17 protein-coding genes and 2 pseudogenes are annotated in these 22,293 nt (G+C 71.7%); 10 read left to right on the plus strand and 9 right to left on the minus strand.

Annotation, left to right across the window (positions count from 1 at the left end; genetic code table 11):
* Positions 1–191: 191 nt before the first annotated feature.
* The 3 genes and pseudogenes from IAG44_RS34755 to IAG44_RS43850 all read left to right on the plus strand — a co-directional run bounded on the left by IAG44_RS34755 (position 192) and on the right by IAG44_RS43850 (position 2,120).
* Positions 192–614, plus strand: coding sequence for a secondary thiamine-phosphate synthase enzyme YjbQ (locus tag IAG44_RS34755; protein WP_187751041.1), 423 nt, complete (start codon positions 192–194; stop codon positions 612–614).
* Positions 615–796: 182 nt separating this feature from the next.
* Positions 797–1,033 (plus strand): annotated as a pseudogene (locus tag IAG44_RS43845) (recombinase family protein); the annotation flags it as partial.
* 916 nt (positions 1,034–1,949) lie between these two features.
* On the plus strand, positions 1,950–2,120 hold the full coding sequence (locus tag IAG44_RS43850; protein WP_246565115.1) for a hypothetical protein: 171 nt from the start codon (positions 1,950–1,952) through the stop codon (positions 2,118–2,120).
* Between the two features lie 608 nt (positions 2,121–2,728).
* Here IAG44_RS43850 and IAG44_RS34770 read toward each other — a convergent pair.
* On the minus strand, positions 2,729–4,024 hold the full coding sequence (locus tag IAG44_RS34770) for an MFS transporter (protein WP_187751042.1): 1,296 nt from the start codon (positions 4,022–4,024) through the stop codon (positions 2,729–2,731).
* Positions 4,025–4,062: 38 nt separating this feature from the next.
* Here IAG44_RS34770 and IAG44_RS34775 point away from each other — a divergent pair, with 38 nt between their 5' ends.
* Complete coding sequence (locus IAG44_RS34775; protein ID WP_187751043.1) at positions 4,063–4,869, plus strand: PIG-L deacetylase family protein; 807 nt, start codon at positions 4,063–4,065, stop codon at positions 4,867–4,869.
* Positions 4,870–4,932: 63 nt separating this feature from the next.
* Entirely contained in the window at positions 4,933–6,498 is a 1,566-nt protein-coding gene (locus IAG44_RS34780) for a CocE/NonD family hydrolase (protein ID WP_223006811.1), read from the plus strand.
* 20 nt (positions 6,499–6,518) lie between these two features.
* Here IAG44_RS34780 and IAG44_RS34785 read toward each other — a convergent pair whose 3' ends face one another.
* The 3 genes and pseudogenes from IAG44_RS34785 to IAG44_RS34795 all read right to left on the minus strand — a co-directional run.
* Positions 6,519–7,442: an alpha/beta fold hydrolase gene (locus IAG44_RS34785; protein ID WP_187751044.1), complete on the minus strand. Its 924-nt coding sequence runs from the start codon at positions 7,440–7,442 to the stop codon at positions 6,519–6,521.
* Positions 7,439–8,323: a hypothetical protein gene (locus IAG44_RS34790; protein ID WP_246565130.1), complete on the minus strand. Its 885-nt coding sequence runs from the start codon at positions 8,321–8,323 to the stop codon at positions 7,439–7,441. The genes IAG44_RS34785 and IAG44_RS34790 overlap by 4 nt, the downstream gene beginning before the upstream one ends.
* Positions 8,324–8,460: 137 nt before the next feature.
* A pseudogene (locus IAG44_RS34795) lies at positions 8,461–9,456 on the minus strand (glycosyltransferase family 4 protein); the annotation flags it as partial.
* Between the two features lie 253 nt (positions 9,457–9,709).
* Between IAG44_RS34795 and IAG44_RS34800 the strand changes: the two are divergent.
* Entirely contained in the window at positions 9,710–10,648 is a 939-nt protein-coding gene (locus IAG44_RS34800; protein WP_187751046.1) for an alpha/beta fold hydrolase, read from the plus strand.
* Positions 10,645–11,850, plus strand: a complete 1,206-nt coding sequence (locus tag IAG44_RS34805; RefSeq protein ID WP_187751047.1) for a glycosyltransferase family 87 protein — start codon at positions 10,645–10,647, stop codon at positions 11,848–11,850. Before IAG44_RS34800 ends, IAG44_RS34805 begins: the two co-directional genes overlap by 4 nt.
* 5 nt (positions 11,851–11,855) lie before the next feature.
* On the opposite strand, the gene IAG44_RS44840 is transcribed toward IAG44_RS34805, so the two are convergent.
* Positions 11,856–13,175, minus strand: a complete 1,320-nt coding sequence (locus tag IAG44_RS44840; RefSeq protein WP_425508485.1) for a serine/threonine-protein kinase — start codon at positions 13,173–13,175, stop codon at positions 11,856–11,858.
* Positions 13,176–13,409: 234 nt separating this feature from the next.
* Between IAG44_RS44840 and IAG44_RS34815 the strand changes: the two genes are divergently transcribed.
* On the plus strand, positions 13,410–14,666 hold the full coding sequence (locus IAG44_RS34815) for a cytochrome P450 (RefSeq protein WP_246562260.1): 1,257 nt from the start codon (positions 13,410–13,412) through the stop codon (positions 14,664–14,666).
* A 134-nt stretch (positions 14,667–14,800) separates the two neighbouring features.
* Here IAG44_RS34815 and IAG44_RS34820 read toward each other — a convergent pair whose 3' ends face one another.
* Positions 14,801–15,820 (minus strand): EamA family transporter, encoded by a 1,020-nt coding sequence (locus tag IAG44_RS34820; RefSeq protein WP_246562263.1) that lies wholly within the window; start codon positions 15,818–15,820, stop codon positions 14,801–14,803.
* 40 nt (positions 15,821–15,860) lie between these two features.
* Here IAG44_RS34820 and IAG44_RS34825 point away from each other — a divergent pair, with 40 nt between their 5' ends.
* Both IAG44_RS34825 and IAG44_RS34830 read left to right on the plus strand, forming a co-directional pair.
* A complete protein-coding gene (locus tag IAG44_RS34825) occupies positions 15,861–16,415 on the plus strand; it encodes a MarR family winged helix-turn-helix transcriptional regulator (RefSeq protein WP_187751048.1) in 555 nt (184 codons plus the stop codon).
* A 168-nt stretch (positions 16,416–16,583) separates the two neighbouring features.
* Positions 16,584–17,687 (plus strand): NAD(P)/FAD-dependent oxidoreductase, encoded by a 1,104-nt coding sequence (locus IAG44_RS34830; RefSeq protein ID WP_187751049.1) that lies wholly within the window; start codon positions 16,584–16,586, stop codon positions 17,685–17,687.
* Positions 17,688–17,919: 232 nt separating this feature from the next.
* On the opposite strand, the gene IAG44_RS34835 is transcribed toward IAG44_RS34830, so the two are convergent.
* From IAG44_RS34835 to IAG44_RS34845, 3 genes are all read right to left on the minus strand, one after another.
* Complete coding sequence (locus IAG44_RS34835) at positions 17,920–20,016, minus strand: GAF domain-containing sensor histidine kinase (RefSeq protein ID WP_187751050.1); 2,097 nt, start codon at positions 20,014–20,016, stop codon at positions 17,920–17,922.
* 84 nt (positions 20,017–20,100) lie between these two features.
* Positions 20,101–20,784 carry a response regulator transcription factor gene (locus IAG44_RS34840; RefSeq protein ID WP_246562266.1) on the minus strand — a complete coding sequence of 228 codons (684 nt, stop codon included), beginning with the start codon at positions 20,782–20,784 and terminating at the stop codon, positions 20,101–20,103.
* Positions 20,785–20,899: 115 nt separating this feature from the next.
* Positions 20,900–22,021, minus strand: a complete 1,122-nt coding sequence (locus tag IAG44_RS34845; protein WP_187751051.1) for an NAD(P)-dependent alcohol dehydrogenase — start codon at positions 22,019–22,021, stop codon at positions 20,900–20,902.
* Between the last annotated feature and the right edge of the window lie 272 nt (positions 22,022–22,293).

The following is a 22,293-nucleotide window of genomic DNA, read 5'->3' on the forward strand; positions in this document are numbered from 1 at the left end:
CCAGTTGGGGGGTGGGGGTCAACGGGTGTCTTGAGAGGTGGACTTCGGGATGGGACAGGTAGGAGAGGGGAAGGGAGGGGTGTGGCGGGTGCGGGTGCGGTGGCGTACGGAGCCGCATGGGCGCCGGGCAGGTCCGGTCCCCCCGCCCCGCTCCGGAAGCCACCCCCGTCCGCACCGGGGAGAATGCCCCCATGTCCGATGCCTTCACCACTCACGTCCTGCACATCACCTCCGGCTCCCGGGAACGGGTCGTCGACCTCACCCATGACTGCGAGTCCTTCCTCCGCGAAGTGGCCCGGGACCGCGACGGCCTCCTCAACGTGTTCGTCCCCCACGCCACGGCCGGCATCGCCGTCATCGAGACCGGCGCAGGCAGTGACGACGACCTCCTCGCCGCCCTCCACACCCTCCTCCCCGCCGACGACCGCTGGACCCACCGCCACGGCTCCCCCGGCCACGGCCGCGACCACGTCCTCCCCGCGCTCGTCCCACCCCACGCGACCCTTCCGGTGCTCGGGGGACGTCTTGAGCTGGGGACTTGGCAATCCGTGTGCTTGGTGGACACGAACACGGACAACCCTGACCGTCAGGTCCGACTCAGCTTCCTGGGCTGAGCCCCCGGTCCGACCGAGACCGTCCCGGGGCGGCCGCGAAATCTCCGTACCTTGAGCACCCGATACGGAGAAGTTTCGCGCGGTACGGACCTGAACGTGATCGAACGCCCCTACGGCGGATGTGGAAGTGCCTGCTCGGCGTGCGTCGGCTGTCGAGGATGAAGCTGGCCACGTCCGATCCGATGACTCGTCCCAAGCTGGGCCCTTGGCTCCGGGGCGAGCGAGGCCCGTACGACGGCTTGGCGGCGGCAGCCGTCGACCGCCTCGGACGCAACGTCGTCGACTGCCTGAACACCGGCTACAAAATGCGCGACGAGGGGAAGCTGCTCGTCACCTTCGGCCATGACGGACCGTGGGACCTGGACGACCCCGTCGACGAGAACCGCTTCACCATGGAGGCGTGGGGCGCGCAGATGGAGCTGCGGGCGATCCAGCGCCGGAACCGCAGCGCCACGGTGAAGACGCGTGCGGCGGGGCGTCCCAAGGGCAAGCCGTCCTACGGGTTCCAGTACGTCAGGACCGTGATGGGCGGCAGGATCGACAAGGTCGTACTGCACCCGCACGCCTCGGCCGTCATCCGCGAGGTCGCGCGTCGCATCCTCGCTGACCCGGAACGCAACACCCCGAGCAGCGAGGCTGCCCGGCTCTCCCGCACAGGAGAGCTGTCCCCGACGTCCTTCGTGGAGTTCCTTGAGGCCGACGGGCCGCTGACCGATCCACGGGCGCATGGTGGGGACCCGGCCGGCGCGTTCCACGTCGTCGTTCCGTCACTGCCCGGCTTCGCCTTCTCCAGCCCGCTGTCGGCGCGGGGCTGGACCCTGGAACGGACCGCAATGGCGTTCGGGGAGCTGATGAGCCGACTGGGCTACGAGCGGTTCGGTGTGGAGGGCGGTGACCTCGGCGCCGGGGTGACCGGCCGGATGGCGATGCTCCTGCCGGAGCGGGTGATCGGCGCTCACACCCACGGAGACCGGCTCCAGCTCGGCATGGCCGGCGAAGACCTCCCGGTTCCCGAGGGACTCGGAGCGGAAGAACGCGCTGCCCTCGAAGCAGCGCAACGGGCCTGGTCCCAGATGAAGGGCTACCGGGTCCTACACTCGACCGAGCCCAACGCCCTGTCCGCAGGTCTGGCCGACTCCCCGATCCTCCAGCTGGCCTGGATCGCCGAGAAACTCGCCCAGTGGGCCAACCCCGCCACCCCGATCAGCCGCGACGATGTCCTGATCACCGCCAGCCTCTACTGGTTCACCCGCACCGGCCCCGCGACAGCCGACTTCTACTGGGAACTGGCCTACGCCCCCCGACAGCAGTTGGGGCGAACCCAACGGTGTCCCTATGGGCGCCTCCCTCTTCTACAGCGACCCGCTCGTCCGGAAAGTCCTCCACCCCGGTGGCGGGCCGTCCTTCCTCAGCGAACACGCCGAAGGCGGACACTTCCCGGCCTTCGAGGTTCCCGACCTGTTCGTCGACGACACCCGCGCCTTCTTCCGGCAGCTCCGCCGCTGACACCAGCACAGCGAAAGCCGCACACAAGGCGAGACCGCTTCAGCACCTTCGATCTGCGACACCGCTCGGGTACCACGACGAACACGAAACCCTCCTCGCATGCGGTCACTCGGTCTCACCGTGCCGAGTGGCCGCACGCGGGGAATCCCGCTGGCCGCCGTCAGCTTGCCCAACTCACCGGGCGTCTTCACCAGCATCGCCGGAGTGGAAGCCCAGCAGCACCTGAGCGACGGCCCGGCGGACCAGTTCGGAGTCTGTCAGCCGCGGCGGGCGCCGCGGCTTGTCCAGGGCGCCACTCGGTGCCTGCGAGGTGGAGATCCGGCTCCGGTACCCCGTCGCCGCTGTCGCCGGGTGGTGGTGCCGATCCGGTACGCCCCTGTGGGTGAGGGCAGGGTTGTCCTTGGGTGCCCCGACGGCGAAGCGGTACTTGCGACACCGGGGCGGTGGCGGCCAGGAGGTCGACGGCGAGCAGTGCGGCAGGCAGCCGGGCCCGCATGAAGTCCGCGGTGGCGATGGACACGATCGCGCCCGGCGATTCTCGGTCCCTGTGGTGCCGACGGTCTCCTCCCTGCGGCCGGGTGGGAACTGCTGGAGTCGCTTCACAGGGCTCACGGGGTCTGCGGGCTGTGCCGTGCATGCGGCGCCTGTGCGGCGCGGGGCAGTGCCCACACGGCGTAGATCCCGGTGGCGAGGACGAGTCCTGCTGCCAGGGTGAGGGTGCTTCCGACGCCGTGGGAGTCCGCGCCGTTGCCCGGTCCGTCGGTGAGGGGGGAGTTGTGGGCGAGCCAGCCGGCCGCTGTGGCGCCGAGGAGGGCGGCCGCCCGTTCGACCGGGTTGATCAGCGCGGTGACCCGGCCGAGGTGGGTCGGCGGTGCTGCCTGGACGATGATGGGGGTGAACGAGGCGTAGGTGACGGCCAGCGGGATGCCGACGAGGAACATGACGGCCAGCGCGGGGTGGATGCCGGAGCAGTTCGCGCCGATGGCCAGTCCTGTGCCGGTTGCCAACAGCCCCCATGCGAACAGGCGGTGGGGGTCGTGGTGGGTGAGGCGGGTGGCGGTCAGCACTCCGGCGACCAGTCCGAGGCCGAGGACGCCTTCGAGGATGCCGAACCACTGGGGTGCGGCGTCGAGATCCTCGGTGACGAAGAAGACTCCGAGGGTGTTGAAGGCGGTGATGCCGGTGGTTCCGAGGACGACGGCGACGATGAGTGTCCTGAGCGGTCTGCTGCGGGCCACGACACGCAGTCCGTCCGCGAATTCGGCGGCCAGTCCGGTGCCGGGGAGCGGTTCGCCCGACTTTTGCCGGTGCGGTGCGCGGACCGCACGGATCAGTGCGCAGGACACGAGGAAGGAGGCGGCGTTGAGGGCGAGCGCCCACTGGATCCCTGCGGTGTAGAGCAGGGGCGCGGCCAGCGGCGGGCCGGCGATGACGGCGATCGCGTGGGTGCTCTGCCCGATGGCCGCGGCCCGGTTCTGGTCCTGGGACGGCACGACGCTCTGGATCAGTGCGAAGCGCGCGGGGTTGAAGAACTGCGCGGCGACGGTTGCCGCGAGGACGATCGCGTAGAGCAGGAGCAGGGTCGCTCGGCTGTCGTGCGCGGGAGAGGGGCGCGAGACCACCAGGACGGCGGCGAGCATGAGCAGGGCTCGCAGGAGGTCGGCCGTCATGAGGGTCCGGCGTTTGTTCCACCGGTCCGCGAAAACCCCGGCGATCGGGCCGACGAGCATGGTCGCCAGCGCGGTGACGGCGGCGATGCCGGAGACCGCGAGCGGGGCGTCGCCGCTCTCGCGCAGGAGGATGACGCCGATCCACAGGGACAGGGTGGTGCCGATGGCGTAGTCGCCGATCTCGGAAAGCGTCTGCCCTGCCCACAGCAGGGTGAAGTTCCTGTTGATCAGCACTCGGGGATCTTATCTGTGGGCAGCGGTAGGTTGGTTCGGTGCGAGCTACCTGCGTTTTCTTCCATGCCCACCCCGATGACGAGTCCTTGTTGACGGCGGGGACGATGGCCGGGCTCGCCGCGGAGGGGCACCGTGTGGTGCTGGTGGTGGCGACCGACGGCGATGCGGGGCTCGCGGATCCGCGGACCCTGGGAGGGCGTCGGCTGGGGGAGGTCCGCCGTGAGGAGGCGACGGCCTCCGCCCGTGCCCTGGGTTGCGCACGTGTGGAGTTCCTCGGTTTCCGCGATTCCGGGCTCGACCCGGTGCACGGTCCTGTTCCGGGAGCGTTCAGCACGATGGACGTGGAGACGGCGGCCGACCGGCTGGCGCAGGTCTTGGAGAGCGAGCGCGCGGATCTGCTGACCGTCTACGACCCGGTGGGCGGCTACGGGCATCCGGACCATGTCCAGGTGCACCGTGTCGGATACCGGGCGGCCGAACTGGCGCGCACACCACTCGTGTTGGAGGCCACGGTGGACCGGGACCTGCTCCTGCGCGGGCTTCGGTGGGCGGCGCGGCTGCCTGTGCTCGGCCCGAAGGTCGACCCGGCGTCCTTCCAGGACGCCTACGTCCCGGGCGAGGACATCACGCACCGGGTGGACGTGCGCCGGTTCGCCGCGCTCAAGCGGGCCAGCATGGCCGCGCACGGCAGCCAGGCGGGCGGTGGTGACGGCGTGCGGACCCTGGCCGGCCTGCGCCGGCTGCCGGCTCCGGTGTTCCGGCGGGTGCTGGGGACGGAGTGGTTCGTCCAGAGGAGTCTGACCGAGGGCGTACGGCTGTCCGACCCGCTGGCCGTTCTGCGCTGATCACCGGGACGATATGCTCCCCTCGCAGTTTGTGCTGGTCAAAAGGGTGAAGGAGTCGGCCGAGTGATCAGGGCCGGGCGGGTACGGGTGCAGCGCGACATCGAGGTGCCGGTGGGCGGCGGCGTGGCGTTGCCGGCAGACCGCTACTACCCGTCCCCAGGGGTGTCCGAGGGGACACCGACCATTCTGGTGCGGTCACCGATGGGGCGTCGGCCGCTGGGGATCTTCTACGGCCGCTACTTCGCGCGCCACGGCTTCCAGGTCCTGGTCCAGGATTCCCGGGAAGCGGGGGACTTCCGCGCACACGCCGTGCCGTTGAGCCGGGAGCACGAGGACGGGCTCGCCACGGTCGAGTGGTTGCGTCAACAGCCCTGGTTCACCGGGCCCTTGGCCATGCACGGACTCAGCGCTCTCGGGTTCTCGCAGTGGGCCATCGCCGCCGATGTGCCGGAACTCAAGGCGCTGTCGGTCCACCTGTCGGCGTCGTCGTTCGCCGACGCCATCTTCACCGGCGGCTCTTTCGGCCTCGAATCGGTGTTGATCTGGCTTTCGAACCACAGCTTCACCTCGTCGATCACCGCGCCCTCCCGCGTGCGGCGTGCCGTGGCCACCGGCCGCCCGCTGGAAGAACTCGACCTCCTGGCCAGCGGGACACGCCTGCCGTTCTTCCAGGAGGTCCTGGCCGACCAGGGGCCCGGCAGCACGCTGCGCACCGCGTTGGACCACAGCCGCACTCCCCGCCGGACGAGCGTCCCGCCCGCGCACCTGGTCGGAGGCTGGTACGACGTCTTCGTGCGCGGCCAGTTGGACGACTATCTGGCCCTTCGGGCGGCCGGCCACGAACCGCACCTGACCGTCGGCCCCTGGTTCCACTACGACCTGCGGCATGTCATGGTCTCCAACCGGGAGGCCCTGGCCTGGTTCCGCGCGCACCTGCTCGGCGAACGCAGCGGTGTGCGCCCCCACCCGGTACGCCTGTTCGTCACCGGTGCCGACGAGTGGCGGGACTATCCGCACTACCCGCCGCCGGGTACCCAGCAGGTGCGCTGGCACCTCCAGCCGGGCCGGGGTCTGGCCGAAGGAGCCCCGGCGGAATCGCAACCGGACCACTACCGTTTCGACCCGTCCGACCCGACCCCCGCGCCCCGTGGCCCCACCCTGATCGGCAATTCCCGCCCCGCCGACAACCGGGCCCTGGAACGGCGCTCCGATGTCCTCACCTACACGAGCGAGCCGCTGCGCCGTCCGATGGAGGTCATCGGATCGGTGACCGCGGACCTGTACGTCCGCTCCAGCCGGGAGCACACCGACTTCGTGGTGCGCCTGTGCGACGTCCATCCCGGGGGTGCGTCGATGAACCTGTGCGAGGGCATCCTGCGGCTCGTACGGTCGGCGGATACCGCCGACGAGGACGGGGTGCGCCGCATCAGCGTCGAGCTGTATCCGACCGGGCACCGGTTCAGAGCCGGGCACCGGCTCCGGGTGCAGGTGTGCAGCGGCGCCTCACCCCGCTTCCCGGCCAATCCCGGTACCGGGGAGCGGGCCGGGTCGGTCAAGGTCACCGCCGAGCAGGAGGTCTTCCACGACCCGGCTCGGCCGTCCGCTCTCGTCGTCCCGGTCGTCGGCTGACGAGGCCGGGCCGCGCGCCCTTATACGGGAGCTTGCTCTGTTCCCGTACGAGGTACGGCCCGCGCTGCCAGGCTGATCAGTTCGGTGTTGACCAGGTCGGCCCGGCGGCGGTGGCTGGAGTGCCCGCCCTCGGGCACCACCAGCAGTTTCGCCCCGGGGATCAGTTCGGCGAGCCGGGTCTTGGTCTCGTCCGGGATGTACGGGTCGTCGGTGCCGGCGACGACCAGCGTCGCGGCCCGCCCGATGACCGGCAGCGCCTGGCTGTGGTCGCAGACCATCGCGTCGGTGGACAGGGCGGTGAACGCCAAGGTCGACGCCGACATGATGACGCCCCACAGGGTGGTCCTTCCGCGTGCGCGGTCGGCGGCCCGCACCCGGGGCGAGGTCGGTGCCCACTGCGGCCTGATCCGTACCGCCACGGAGTTGACCGCCCAGAAGCAGGCGGCGGACAGCAGCCGCACCGGACCGAGCAGCCGCGACAGCACGACCAGGGGACGCGAGACCTTCATGCCCAGCCCGTAGCTGACGTCGCCCCACCTGCCCGGCAGGCTCTCCACCAGCGCGACCCCGGTGACGGTGCGTCCGAAGAGCTCGGGGTGCTCAGCGGCCAGGGCCGCGATGACCGTCCCGCCCATCGAGTGCCCGACCAGCACGAGCGGGCCCTCGGCCGCGACCGCGTCGATCACCGCCTTCAGGTCCAGCGCGGTCTGGCGGATCGTCGCCCTGCGCCAGGACGTCTTCCCGGACCGGCCGTGCCCCCGGTGGTCGTAGAAGACCAGCCGTCCGGCCGAGGCGAGACCGGCGCGCTGGGAACGCCAGTGGTGGATGGTCAGGTTGAGCCCGTTGACGAAGAGGAAGGTGGGCACCTGCCCCTCGGCTTCGTCGATCTCCACGTGCAGGCCGGTACCGCCGGACTGCACCGCCAACTCCGTCGGGGTCGTCACTTCTCCCACCAGTCCCGGAAGGTCTCGAAGGCCGTTGCCTCGTTGTGGCCCGAGCGGTTGACCGTGTGGTGCAGCGCTCCGACGAACGCCGCCGCACTCTCGATCGGCACTCCGGGAATCGGCACCACGTAGCGGGACACGCCTCGCTTCGCCAAGTGCGCGGAGATCCACACGTCGTCCTGCCAGCGCACTTCGGCAGGCCATCCGTCGAAGTCGTGCACCGCCGCATCCAGCGCACCGGGCGGTATCAGGTACCCCCACATGCCCATGAGCACGTCCACCGGGACCGGCTCGCGGACCGCGGTGCCGCTGACGTGACCCAGGTAGCGCGGATCCACGCCGTAGCGCACACGCTGGCCGCGGACCCCGAGGGCGGCATGCGGCATCCGGCGGTGGCTCGCCAGCAGGGACTCCAGGAAGTCGTGCGGGTAGATCGCGTCGTCGTCCACCACCACCAGCACGGCATCCGGCTCCTCCACCAGGGCCGGCAGGAGCTTGGTCGCCGGTCCCACGTCGGTGCAGCGCAACACGTCCACACCCGCGGGCAGCCCGGAAGGCTCCGGATAGGGCACGTTCTTACGCAGCGAATAATCCGGCCAGGCCAGCAGGATGCGGTCGGGCGGGCAGCTCTGGTCCAGCAGGCTGCGCAGTGTCGGACGCAGATACCGCAACCGCTGGGGAACTGTGCTCAGCGTGACCACGAGCCGTTCGGGCCGCTCAGCGCGCTCAGAGGGCCCACCCGGCTGCGGGTCACGGCACATCAGCCTCGCTGCGCGGACGACGTCATGGGCGACGCGGGAGGGAGAGCTGTTGGTGAACCGCTGGCGCAGGTGTACGACGTTGCTCCAGGCGATGCGGGCGATGTGCTGAGGGGTCTCCAACGGGTTTCCTTGTCTGTTCTGGGCTGGTCGTCCGCCCGGGTCCAGGCCAGTTCGGCGGCCTGGTCGTAGCAGTCCTGCAGTCGTTCGAGCACGAAGGGCCAAGAGCATGTGGTCGGCCTGGTGGAGCGGTTGTGCTCGGCTATCCGCTCCCGGAGGAGACCGTCCCGTCCGATCCGGGTGAGCTGGTCCACCAGGTCCTCCAGGCGTCGTCCGAGCAGCCCTTCGCGGCCGTGCTCGATGAAGTCCGCGACCCCCGTGGTCGAGCGGGCCACGACCGGCAGCCCGGCGCAGCGCGCTTCGAGGACGGCCAGGCCGAACGCCTCACGGCCCGTCACATTCAGGTAGGCGTCGGCCGTGGACAGCACCCTGTGCACGCCGGCCCGGTCGTGTGCGCCGACGAGATCGACCCAGCCGTCCATCCGGTGACGCCTGAGGTAACGTTTCATCGCCGAACGCCGAGGTCCCGCCCCGACAATGGTCGCCCGCATCCCGACACCGGGGGACAGGCGAGCGTGGGACTCCCGCAGAACCCGCAGCAGGGCCATCGGCTGACGGCGGCGGGCCAGGCGCCCCACCGAGACGACGTGGAACTCCGCGCCGCCCCGCGTTCGCTGAGCGGCGTCGACCGTCCACCGGCCCGTGTCGACACCGTTGGGCACGACCATGATCCGCACCGAGCCGGGCAGCGCCTTGGCGACCTGTCTGCCCACGGGGGTGCTCACCGCCGTCACCACCAGCCCGCGCCGCCACCTGCCGAGTGCGGCGATGGTGCGGTAGAGCAGCCGGACGGGGCTGTCCCACATGCTGTGCACGGTCAGCACCGCCGGGACCGACAACTCGCCCGTGATCCGAGCCGCCCGCCAGGCGAACGGAGAGACCACACTGACATGGATGTGCACCGCGTCGGGCCGCAGAGATGTCAGAAGGCCGCGCAGCTCCGACGCACGCACGCGATGGACGGCGAAGGGAAAAGAAACGTCCGCTCCTGGCCCGCGATCGGGCGTCCCCGTGACGACGTGAACCGTCTGCCCCGTATCGGACTGCGCACGGGCCAGCGCTTCGACCTGGACCTCGATGCCGCCGATCCGCGGTGCGAAAACATCGGTGACATGCGCGATCACCGTCTCTTCCACCGTACTCGACCCACCCCCGCGGACCCTTGCCCATTGCCTTGGCCGCCCCTTTGGTCCCGGTAAGTGGTGCGACGGAGAAGATCATCAGCCCTGCCACGCGCAACTGGCAAACCCGGCAGGGGCGATGTGACAACGGCCACCCCCGATCCCCGTCGAGGGCCGAAGATAGGATGCGGAGCCGGTCGTGAGCGCCGGTCCTTCGGAGCCGTGGACAGTCCCGGCCGTCCGTGAAGGATCGAGAAGCGTGGAAGCGATGGCACACTCCGTTGAAGAACTCGCAGTCCCAGCCGGCGACGGGCTCGCCCTGCACGTCGAGGTCGACGCCGGCTCTCCGGGCGAACCGACCCTCGTCTTCGTGACGGGCTTCAACACCACCCTGGCCTACTGGGACAACCAGCGCCGAGCACTGGCCGATGTGGGCCGACTCGTCTTCTACGACCACCGGGGGCACGGCCGTTCCCAGGACTCCACCCTCAAGAACGCCACGGTCGCCCAGACCGCACGTGACCTCGCCTCGGTGATCGACGCCGCCGCCCCGACCGGGCCGGTGATCATCGTCGCGCACTGCATGGGCGGCCTCGCGCTCTGCGCCCTGGCCCAGCAGCAACCGCACCTGTTCGGCAGCCGGATCACGGGGGTGGTGCTGCTCGACACGATCGCCGCACGCTGGCTCCAGGCCGTCACCGGACTGCCCGTGCCCACCCCCGTCGCACGCCCTGTCGTCCGCCTGCTCCTCGCCCTCACACTGCGCCTGTCCACAGCGACCAAGCGGAACGATTCAGCACCGGTTCCGGCGGCCGAGAAACCCAAGGGACAGGGCACCCCGGCCACCCGGCCCCGCACCCTGCGCACCCGCGTCCGCACCGCCCGGCGCATCGTGTCGTCGATGCCCAGGGACTCGCTGCTCGCCCTGCTCGCCGACATCTCCGTCTGCGACTACACCGACGGCCTGCCCGTACTCGGGACCCTGCCCGTCCTCGTCCTCTCCGGTGAGCGCGACAGGTTCATGTCCCCCCGCCAGAAGGCCGCCACCGCCGCCGCCATCCCCGGTGCCCGTTTCGAAGGCATCCCCGGCGCCGGGCACTTCAGCTCCGTCCACCAACCCGAGCAGGTCGAGCGGCACGTGCGTGACTTCGTCCGGCACGTCACCACGCCCGACGCCCCCATGGCCGGCAGTGGTGCGGTCCGTTGACCCTCACCGCAGACCGGTCGACACCCGGTGCCGACCGGGTACCGGCTCCCCGGCCGCGGTCAGGCCGCCGACTGACCGCCCTCGGCCTGTTCTGGATCGTCACCCGCCTGACGGCGGTCGTCGGCATCCTCCTCAGCGGCCAGAACGCCTGGCAGGAAGTCGCCGGTTACCAGCACTGGGCCGACACCATGCTCACCGGCACCTTTCCGACCGCGGACACCACCTGGCAGTACCCGCCGGGCTCCGCACTGATCATGCTGCTGCCGTACTTGAGCCCGCTCGGCACCTACGTCCAGATCTTCATCCTCATGACCGTGGTCGTGGACGGCCTCGTCACCCTCGCCCTGATCCGCACCGGACCGGCCACGCGCCCCCTCGCCCCGGCCTGGATCTGGACAGCCGGAATCCCCGTCCTGTTCGGCCTCCCGTACACCCGGTACGACATCTTCCCCACCGCCTGCGCCGTTCTGGCACTGCTGCTCGTCCACCGCCGCCCCACCGCCGCGGGAGTGATCGCAGGTACGGGAATCTCCCTGAAAGCCTGGCCCGCCCTTCTCCTGATCGCCGCGCCGGGCAGAACCTGGCGCTCAGCCCTGGCCGTCGCCGCCGGGGTGTGCCTCACCGCAGCCGCCCTGCTGCACAACGCCCTCGGCTTCCTGACCTCCCAGGCGGGCCGCGGCGTCGAATACGAGTCCGTCGGAGGCAGCCTGCTGCTGGCCGCACGCCACCTCGGCTACACCGGGCACATCGAAAAACGCTACGGGTCCTACGAAATCGTCGGCCCCCATGTCGCCGCGGTGGCCGACGCCTCCCTCGCCGCCAGCGCCCTGGCCGCGTGCTGGCTGATCCGGTGGCGCCGGCGCACACGCGGCTCCGCCGCCCCGGCCGCCGACGCCGCGCTCACCGCCACGCTCCTCTTCGTCGTCACCAGCCGTGTCATCAGCCCCCAGTACCTCATCTGGCTCCTGGGCCTGGTCGCCGTGTGCGCCGCCTCCCGGACCACCACACAACGCCCGGTCATCGTCCTGGTGCTTGCCTGCCTCCCCCTCACCGCCCTGGAATTCCCCATCTTCGTCAACCAGGCCCTGGCCGGCCAAGCCCCGGTCATCGCGATCCTGCTCCTGCGCAACCTCCTCCTCGTCACCGCCGCGCTCTGGTCCTGCCACCGACTACGGACACACCCTGGACCGCCCTCCCGCTGATCGCCTCACCCGCGAACCCGGCTCGTGGGGGGGATTCCGGCATATGACGCCTGTGGCAGGTGCCCAGCAAGGCGCGCTGAACCGGTTTGCGAATGTCCGCTCGTAAGGGCTTGGGCTGTATCAACGAGATGCACGTGCCGGGGCACCGATTGCTGGAGCGCTTTGGAGTAGTTCCACAAGGATGTTTGGTGGGCCCGCCGCCGCCCGCGAAGCCTCCGGGGGTGAGTGAGTTGAGCCAGGTCTGGAACTGTTTTTGTTCGGCCGGGCCGAGGATGCGGGTGGTTCCGGGTGCCGGTGGGATGGGGTCCTGGCTGGGGATGGACGGGTCGACCCTGTTGATGCCGGCGCGCATCGGCAGGATGCCGGGGACTTGTCCTTGGTAGGAGGCCAGGATGAGCGGCACAGGCTGCGGCAGCGGTACCGGGAACAGCGGAAGTCCTGGCAACCCGGAAGGTCCGTCCGAGCCGTTCGGGAGCTTGACCCGCTTCTGCGAGTCGTCGAGGGCGTTCACGACGTTGCCGAGGCGGTGGATCCACGGGTCGTCGAGGACGCTCCTTGGCGAGGTCCCTTTCCGTGATGTCGCGGAGGGGTTCGGGGAGGCCGTCGAGGTCGGGGTCGGCGGACATGACCCGATAGGCGACCACGTCGGGAGCGCCGGTGCCGAAGGGCGGGCGGCCGGTGGCCGCGTAGGCGACGAGGGAGCCCCAGGCGAACACGTCGCCCTGAGGGCCGGTTGTTCCGGTGCGGTAGTGCTCAGGGCTGATCCAGCCGGGCGTGCCGGTCATCGTGCCGGTGCGTGTCACCGAGGTGCCGTCGGCGGCGTGGGCGATGCCGAAGTCCAGGAGGCGGGGGCCGGTCGGGGTGAGGACGACGTTCTGCGGTTTGACGTCCCGGTGGACGACCTCGGCCGCGTGGATGGCGGCGAGAGCTTGGGCGGTGCCGGTGGCGAAGGCGTACAGGGTGGCGGCGGTGAGGGGGCCGTGGGCGGCGAGGTGCTGGTCGAGGGTGAGGCCGGGGGCGTAGGCGGTGGCCAGCCAGGGGGATTCGGTGTCGGGGTCGGCCGCGAGAACGGGCACGAGGCACGGCCCCTGGACGCGGGCCGAGAGCCGCACCTCACGGCGGAAACGGGCCCGGAACTCCGGATCCCCGGCCGGCGCGGCATGGATGACCTTGACGGCGACGCGCAGCCCGGCGGGATCGAGACCGGCGTGCACGACGCCCATGCCGCTCGCGCCCAGCCGCCCGACGATCCGGTACGGGCCGACCTGCCGGGGGTCACCAGGGCGGGCGGGCTGCACGCGCCCACCGGAGCGGGCAGCGCTCACAGAGAGTCCGTTCCTGTTCCACGAAGAAGAGCTGCGAGGAGCGGCGCTCTTCGGATACACCGCTGTGCCTCCGCGGCTGGATGTCATCCGCAGGATGCCTCGACGAGCAGTGGCACTCTGTGAATCGGCCGGGGGCAAGTCCTTGGGGCCGGCCGATGGGTTGCCCAAAGTGGTGTGGTGGTCACCGCTGGCTATCATGGGGCGGGTTCGCAACGTGCGCAGCGGGAGGTCGAGTTGGCCGGTGCAGTGCCGGAGTTGTCGAGGGCGGAGGTGGCTGCCTGGAAGGCGGCGGGGACGCCGGTCGTCGATCTGCTGGGGCGGGCCCACCGGCTCGGGCCGGTCAGTGGGTTCCGGCTCGGGGACCGGCCCGTCGTCCTCGTGACCGACCCCGAAGCCGTCCGGCACGTGCTCGCGCGACATCCGGACCGGTACGTCAAACGCTCCCACCGGATGCGTCACCTCCTCGGCGACGGGGTACTCACCGTCGACGGGCCCGCCTGGCGGGGGCAACGCAGGCTGTTCCAGCCCCAGTTCACCGTCCAGGGCGTCCGGCGCTACGAGCGGGCGATGCGGGACGCCGTCGCGGACGTCGCCCGCGCCTGGAGCGCGTCGGCCCGTACCGGCGAGCCCCGGGACCTCGTCGCCGACATGCGGCGCTTCACCATCGACGTGATCTGGCGCGCCACGACCGGACTGCCCCTCGACGACACCACCCACCGCCAACTCCTCGCCGCCGCCCGCATCGTGGCCGCGGTCGCCGCGATCGGGCCCGCCGACACCGCCGACCTGGAGCGCGACCTCGCGGAGGTCGACGCCGCCGCCGGACGCGCGGTCGCCGCCGCCCGCGCCAACGGCGACCCCGGCATCCTCGACGCGCTGCTCGACACCGTCGAACTCCCCGACCCCGACGGGCGGTTGGTCCGCGACAACTTCGTCACCTTCCTCGTCGCCGGGTACGAGACCACCGCCGCCACGCTCAGCTGGCTCCTGCTGCTCCTGCACGACCACCCGGGGGACCGGGAGTGGGCGCTCGCGCAGGGGCCCGCCGGCTCGGCCGCGCGGACGGCCGCGATCCGGGCGCTGATCAGCGAGACCCTGCGGCTCTACCCGGCGGCGCTGCTGCTGTTCCGCGACACCACCGAGGACGACGTCCTCGCCGGGCACCGGATCGGGAAGGACACCACCGTCGCCCTGTGCGCCTACCTCACGCACCGGATCCCCCAGTTGTGGCCGGATCCCGAGCGGTTCGAGCCCCGGCGATTCCACGAACCGGCGCCCCGGCCTGCCCTCGGTACGTACTACCCGCTCGGGCTCGGCCCCCGCACCTGCCTCGGCGCCCAGTTCACCCTCCAGGAGATGACCCTCCTCGCGGAAACCCTGCTGCCCGCCTTCGAGTTCGCCCTTGTCGGGGAGCGGCCCCGGCCCGCGTTCGACATCACGATCCATCCCGACGGGCCGCTCCTCGCGCGGGTGAGCGCGCGGGGCGAGTGAGACGGACGGCAGGGGAGGGCCGGGGCTCGGGGGAGGGCTGGGACGCGGGGGCGTGACGTCCCCGGCCGGCGAGGGCGGCTCGGTCCGCCCGGCGTGAGGGGGTCCGGCTCGGCGCGCTGTGCGGCGGGGCGTCCTCATGGGGCCGTCCCCTCGCCGGGAGGCGTGCCGTGTGTGCGCCGGCCCCGCCTGTGAGGTGCGGTCGACGCGAGTCCGTCCCCGCCGCGCCCGCGCGAGCCGGCCGGTGTGACCTCGTCCCCGTCTCCCTCGCGCCCTCGCGAGGTGACCGGCGTCGATCCGTCCCCACCCCCGCTCCGTCCCGGTCGTCCCAGCACCACCCCCGCCAACACCAGCGCCAGACCGCCCAGTTGGCGCCCGCTCAGGCTGTCCCCCGCGACAGCCGTCCCCAGTAGGACCCCCGTCACCGGATTGAGCAGGCCGATCAACCCCACCGTCCCCGCCGGCAGATGCCGCAGTCCCGCGAACCAGACGGCGAACGCCAGGGCTGTCGCTATGAGGGAGGTGTAGGCGATCGCCAGGACGGCGGAGACGGACAGGGAGGGCGGTGCGCCCTCCACCGCGACCGCGACCGGCAGCAGGAAGAGGCCACCCGCCGTGAGCTGCCAGGCCGTGGCCGCGAGGACGTCGGCGCCGGAGCCCCAGTGCTTGGTGAGGACGTGCCCGAACGACGAGACCAGCATCGCGGCGGCCGACGCGAGGACGCCTACGACGCTCGTGCCGTCCGCCCCCGTGAAGAGCATCAGGCACACCCCGGCGAGCCCGACCGCCGCCCCCGCGAGATGCGCGGCGCGCGGGCGCTCGGCGACCAGACCCCACGCGAGCAGCATCATCGTCAGCGGCGAGACCGCCATCACCGTCGACGCCACGCTCGTCGGCAGCAGTTGGGAGGCGACGTACACGAGGACGAAGAACACGCTCGCGTTGAGGAAGCCGAGGACGGCGGAGCGCCCCCACCACGCGCCGCGCGGGAGTTGTCGGCGCAGCATCAGGAGGGCGAGCCCGGCGGGCAGTGCGCGCAGGGCCGCGCCGTACAGGGGGCTGTCGGCCGGCAAGTACTCGTGCGTCACGAAGTAGTTGGCTCCCCACGCCACCGGGGCGAGGGAGGTGAGGGCGATCCAGCGTGCATTCGCTTCCATGGAAGACAATGTAGCTTCCCGGGAAGGTACCCTGGAAGGCATGAGTGAGGACATTCCCTCGGAAGAGTGGCGGAACCAGGCCCCGCCCCCGCGTGACCGCGTCGCCCGCATCCAGGACGACTGGCGCCGCGAGCGCCCCGACCTCGACGTCTCCCCGCAGGGCGTGATCGGCAGACTGCACTCGCTGGCCGGCCGCCTGACCGACGAACTGTGCCTGGTCTACGGGCGGTACGGCCTGGGGGAGGGGGAGTTCGACGTGCTGTGCGCGCTGCGCAGGGCCGGCGCCCCGTACGAGCGGGCGCCCGGCGAACTCGCCGCGCACACCATGGTCACCACCGGCGCGATGACCAAACGCATCGACCGGCTGGAGCGCGCGGGCCTCGTCACCCGGCGGCGCGCGGACGACGACCAGCGCGGGCGTATCGTCGCCCTGACCGAACCAGGCCGCGAGCTGATCGACCGCGCCTTCGCCGACCACATGCGCAACGAGCGCAGGCTGCTCGACCTGATGACACCCGCCGAGGCGGCCATCCTCGAACAGCTCCTCGGCTCCTGGCTCACGAGACTCGACGGAGGCGCGCCCGGCGACTCCTGAGAACCCGGCAACTCCTCGCCCAGGGACGGGGTTTCACGGGATGCGCACCCGCCCTCACTCTTTCTTTAGATTTCAAAAGCTACGCTCACGGACAAGCCGAGCGGCCGAAAACGGCCCCCACGCCCCGGCGCTCGCGCGAAGCACCCCCACAGGTACAGGAGACAGGCCGTGCGCGACGGCGACGTAGTGGTGATCGGCGGCGGCTACGCCGGAGTCCGGCTGGCCAAACGGCTGGACGCGACCTCACGGGTCACCCTGGTGGACCGCAAGGAGGTCTTCTTCCACCGGATCGCCTCCCTGCGCGCGGGCGTCCACCCCGAGTGGACCTCGACCCCGTTCATCCCCTACGACCGGCTCCTCACCCACGGCCGGATCGTCGTCGGCAAGGCCCTGCGCATCGACACCGACGCCCGGCACGTCGTCCTCGCGACAGGCGAACGGATCCCCTACGACGTCCTCGTCATCGCGACCGGCGCCGACTACCCGGAGCCCGCCCGGTTCACCGGCACGACCGTCGACGAGGCCGCCAAGACGTTCGCCGCGCACCAGCAGAAGATCGCCGGCGCCGACCACGTCCTGGTCGTCGGCGGCGGCCCCTCCGGCGTCGAACTCGCCGCCGAGATACGCCTGGCGCGCCCCCACGTGCGCGTGACGCTCGCCCACGCCGGCGACGCCCTGCTCGACTCCACCGGCAGCGCCTGGGCCGGACGCCGCGCGCGCACCTGGCTGGAGGCGCACGACGTCGCCGTCCGCCTCGGCTCCTTCATGGCGCCCGGCACCGAGTTCGGCGTCTACAAGGACACCCACGGCGAGGCGGTCGAGGCCGACGTCTCCTTCTGGGCCACCGGCATCACCCCCAACACCCTGTGGCTGCGCCTCGCCGGGCACGGCGACTGGCTCAACCCCGCGGGCCACGTCCGCGTCGACCGCGCGCTGCGCGTGGCGGGACTGCGCGACGTCTTCGCCGTGGGCGACGTCAACGACGCGGCCGAGCAGAAGGTCACCCAGGCCGCCATCAGCCAGGCCGACCTCGCCGCCCACAACATCCGCGCCCACCTCGCCGCCGGGCGCCACCGCAAGGAACCCCGCCTCTACCGCGCCCCCCACCGCACCCCGCTCATCGTCCCCTTCGGCGGCGCCGACGGCCTCACCCTCGTCCCCGTCCCCGGCGGCGAGAGCGCCGTCCTCGGGAGCCGCACGACGACCGTCGCCAAGGCGAAGACGCTGATGACGCCGTACATGCGGCGCCAGCTGGGGTACACGGCGGCCTGAGCGCACGAAAGGGCCGCCCCGTGGAAGTCCACGGGGCGGCCTGCGGGCGGTGCCTCAGCACCTGTTCGGCCAGCACGGATTGGAGGCGAGCCGGGACCGAGCCCCCGGAAGGTGGAGGGCTGCGGCGATCTTCAGGAAGCGTGCCAGCGCCCTGTCCTTGACTGAACGCCCGGAGCGTTTCCCACGCATGTCTGTCTCCTTTCGGCCCCGCTCTCACGGGGTGTTCCCACAGTCAGAAGTCTTCGGCGCCCAGGGACCCGGACGCATGAGACCGAGGTCCCGACGTGGTCCCGGGACCGGCGGGGAACCTGGCGTCCACGACCGTCCCGTCCACACTGCTGGTGAGGGCGAACGACCCGCCCAGCTCCTCCGACCGCTGTGCCATGGACCGCAGCCCCACCCCCGGGCAGTCCCGGTGGGAGGGAAAGCCGTCCCCGTTGTCCGTGATCCGCAGGGACACCCGCCCGTCCGACGCCGACACCAGCGCCTGCGCGCGGTCGGCGTGCGAATGCCGGACCACGTTGTTGAGCGCTTCCGAGGCGATCCGATACACCGCCACCTGCAGCGCGGCCGGCAGCGGCGGCAGCGGGTCGGGCTCCACCGCCACCCCGATGCGCAGACTGCGGCTGCTCAGATGGTCGGCGAGCTGCCGCAGCGCGCGCGTGAGGTCGGCGCCGTCCAGCGCGGCCGGCGCGAGCCCGTCGGTGATGTGCCGCAGCTCCTTGATCGCATACCCGATCCCGTCGGACACCTCCGACAGCGGACGCGCCACCTCCGCGCCCGCGCCCCTGCGCACCGCGTCGACCTGGAGGCGCAGTCCCGACAGTGCGGGACCGAGCCCGTCGTGCAGCTCGTGCCGCAGCCGGCGCCGCTCCTCCTCGCGCGCGTGGATGAGCTGTTCCCGGCTGCTCTGGAGATCCTGGTACAGGCGCGCGCCCGCGAGCGCCGGAGCCGCCTGCCCGGCGAGCACCTGGACCGCTTCCCGGTCCTGCGGGTCGAGAGCCAGCTCACCCGGGCGCGGCGCCACGCACAGCCGTCCGATCTCCTCGCCCCGGTACAGGAGCGGGAACTCCTCCGCCACCGGCCCGGGATCGTGGATCCGTACCAGCTCACGCGGCCCGTGCCGGGTGTCGACCGTGACCGAGACGGCGGGCAGCCCCAGCACCCCGACGACGGCGTCTCCCAGCAACTGAGGCGTGTCCCCCGGATCGGGCGCACGGCTCAGCCGCTCGGCCAGCCCCCGCACCACCTGGTACGGGTGCGCGCGATCACCGTAGAAGTAGTGGTCCATCACGCGCGCCGCCCACCGGAACGTCGGCCGCAGCAGCACCCCCAGCAGCAGACCCAGCGCGCAAGCCGGCAGCAGCCGCGCCGTGTCCCGGTGGTGCGGGGCCAGGCTCAGCAGCACACCCGCCGCCGCCATGGCCGCCGCCAGCAGCAGGAACGTCAACAGCAGCGTCGCCAGCACCCGGCGCGCGGCGCGATCGAGGTACCACGCGCGTGCGCGCGCGCTGACGTAACCCAGACACAGCGGCCACACCAGCGCCGCCGCGTAGCGCACCGGACGGTCCACGGCCTCCGGGATGTCCACCCGCAGCGTCAGCAGCGCCAGCACGGACCACACCGTGTACGGCACCGCGACCCACCAGGTGTCCCGCAGGTACTGCCGGGACCGCAGGCTCTTCACGACCATCACCAGCAGCGCCAGCACCTGCGCCACCTCGATCCCGGTCGGGAACACCCACCGGGAGACCGGCTCCGTACGGTGCCAGAACGCCGCCCACGCCCCCTGGGCCATCGGATTGCGCACTCCCATCCACCCGTCGACCAGCGTCCACGCGTAGAGCCCCTGGGCGACGCACAGCAGCAGCATGACGACGACGTACAGGCGCGCCCGCACCGAACCGAGCCGCCCGTCCGGCAGCCAGACCGGCTGGGTGAGGATCAGCAGGCCGAACAGCATGTAGAAGACCATCCCGGCCACACAGGCGACCCCGCCGAGCGAGGCGGGCAGCAGACCCAGCGTGATGGTGATCAGCAGGACGTCGGCCACCGTCACGGTCAGCGCGGCGGTCATCAGCAGCCAGCCGAACACGGCACCCGTCGGGCGCGCGGCGAACAGCATCCCGGACAACGCGAAACCGAAGCCCAGCAACAGGTTCTGCACCGAGTAGTGGAACTGGTCGTAAGCCGTCACCGTGTCCAGATGGATGAGCGTGAGCACCGCCCACACCACCCCCGACAGCGCGACGACCGCGCACACCAGATACGCCGGAAGCAGCTCACGCCCCGTGCCCGGGACCTTGGTGCCGTTCACCTCCGCGCCCATCGCCACTCCTCGCCGTCGCCGACCGGATCCCTCCAGCTTCGGGCGCCCGCTGTCCCGGACGCCTGAGGCACAGGTCCCGACCCGCTACCGTTCCTCGCCGAGGCCGGCGTCCCGCGCGCGGGCGACGGCCTCCGCGCGCGTGGCGACGTGCAGCTTCTCGAAGATGTGCGTGACGTGGTTGCGGACGGTCTTCTCCGACAGGACGAGCTCCCGGGCGATCCTGCGGTTGTCGAACCCGCGCGCGATGAGTCCCAGCACCTCGCACTCGCGCGTGGTGAGCGCCGGGAACAACTGCTCGGCGTCCCGCCGCCGCGAGCCCGCGACCAGCGTGCTGAGCCGCGCCGCCACCCCCGCCCCGAACACCGCGCCGCCCGCCGCGACCGTCCGCACGGCGTGCAGGACCTCCTCGGCGGCGGCGCCCTTGACGATGTACCCGCGCGCGCCCGCCTGGAGGGCGGCCAGCAGGTCGCCCTCGTCGTCGGACATGGTCAGGGTCAGCACGGGCAGCCCGGGGTGCTCCTCGGCCAGCGAGCGGATCGCGGAGATGCCGGAACCGTCGGGCAGCCCCAGGTCCATGATCACGACGTCCGGGAGGTGCGCGGCCACCGCCTCCGGCACCTGCGCGACGGTCTCCGCCTCCGCCACGACCACCACCTCGCCCAGGCTCTCCAGCGCCGACCTCAGCCCGCTGCGGAACAGTGGATGGTCCTCGACGACAAGCGCCCGCAGCACGGACCGGTCCGCGGGCGGAGCGGCATCCTCGTTCACTCTCGAAAGGTAATCCCTTCGGGGGTGGTTCGGCATATTTTCATCCGGTACCTCACGCATCACCTGTGACACATCACGCGTCACACATCACATGTCATGCATCACGCATCACACCTCACGGCATCAGCAGCACCGGCTTCACCGCCTCCCCCCGCACCGCCGCCGCCCCCGCCTCCTCGATCGCCTCGAACGGGAACACCGACACGAGCGCGTCCACCGGCAGCCGCCCCGCCAGGTACAGCTCCACCAACGCCGGCACGAACACCCGGGGCACCACGTCGCCCTGGTTGACGCCGACCACCCGAGGCCCCCGGTCCAGCATGGTCGGGACGTCGAACGCCGCCTCCGTCCCGGCCGGCGGCGCCCCGACCACCCCGCACACGCCGCTCACCGCCAGCCCGTCCACCGCCTGCCGCAGCACCCTCGGCACCCCGCTCGTCTCCAGCGCCCGCTCCGCCCCGCGCCCGCCGGTGAGGTCCCGGACGGCCGTCAGGGGGTCGTCCTCGTCCGGGTTGACGGTGTCGGTCGCCCCGAGCCGGCGCGCGAGCGCCAGCCGGCGCGGATCCGGATCGACGGCGATCACCCGCGTCGCCGGGGTCAGCCGCGTCGCCATCACCGCGGCCAGCCCCACCGACCCGACGCCGTGCACCACGAGCGTGTGCCCCGCCTCCGGGCGCAGCACGTTCAGCACCGACCCCGCCCCCGTCTGCACCCCGCACCCCAGCGGCGCCAGCACCTCCGGCGGCAGCCCCGCCGGCACCGGCACGACATTGCGCTCACCGGTCAGCGCGAGCGTCGAGAACGACGACTGCCCGAAGAAGTGGCCGTGCAGCACCGAACCGGCGTGCCGGCCCGTCCCGAACACCGTCGCGCTCCCGTCCAGCCTGCCCCCGCCGAACAGGTTCAGCGCCGGCCAGTGCGCGCACCGCACCGGACGCCCGGTCAGGCACGCCGGACACCGGCCGCACGACGCGAAGCTCAGGACGACGCTGTCGCCGGGCACCACCGACGTGACCCCCGCGCCCACCGCCTCCACCGTCCCCATCCCCTCGTGCCCCAGCACCGCCGGGACGGGGAACGGGGTGTGCCCGGCGCGGACGCTCAGGTCGGTGTGACAGATCCCGGCGGCCTGCACGCGGACCAGGACCTCGTCGGGACGAGGATCGTCGACACGGACCTCCTCCAGGGCGAAGGGGGCGCCGTGGGCGCGGACGACGGCGGCGGTGGCGGTGTGCATGGCGGGTCTCCCGAGAGGGGGCGATATATCACATGTCACGCATCTTGGGGTGTGGGGGATGTGGGGGGATGGTGGGGGATGGGGTGGCTGTCGGGGCTGCGTAATACATCACGCGTCACGCATCTCCGTCGTGGGGGAGTGCTGTATTACGCAGGGGGCCTTCCGCTGGGTGAAGTGCTGCATCACGCATCACGTGCTTTCGCGGGGCGGTGTGGTACATGACGCATCACGCGCCGCTGCGGGGCCGGGTGGTACATCACGCATTACGCACC

It is taken from the genome of Streptomyces roseirectus (genome assembly GCF_014489635.1).
In the GTDB taxonomy this organism is placed as follows: domain Bacteria; phylum Actinomycetota; class Actinomycetes; order Streptomycetales; family Streptomycetaceae; genus Streptomyces; species Streptomyces roseirectus.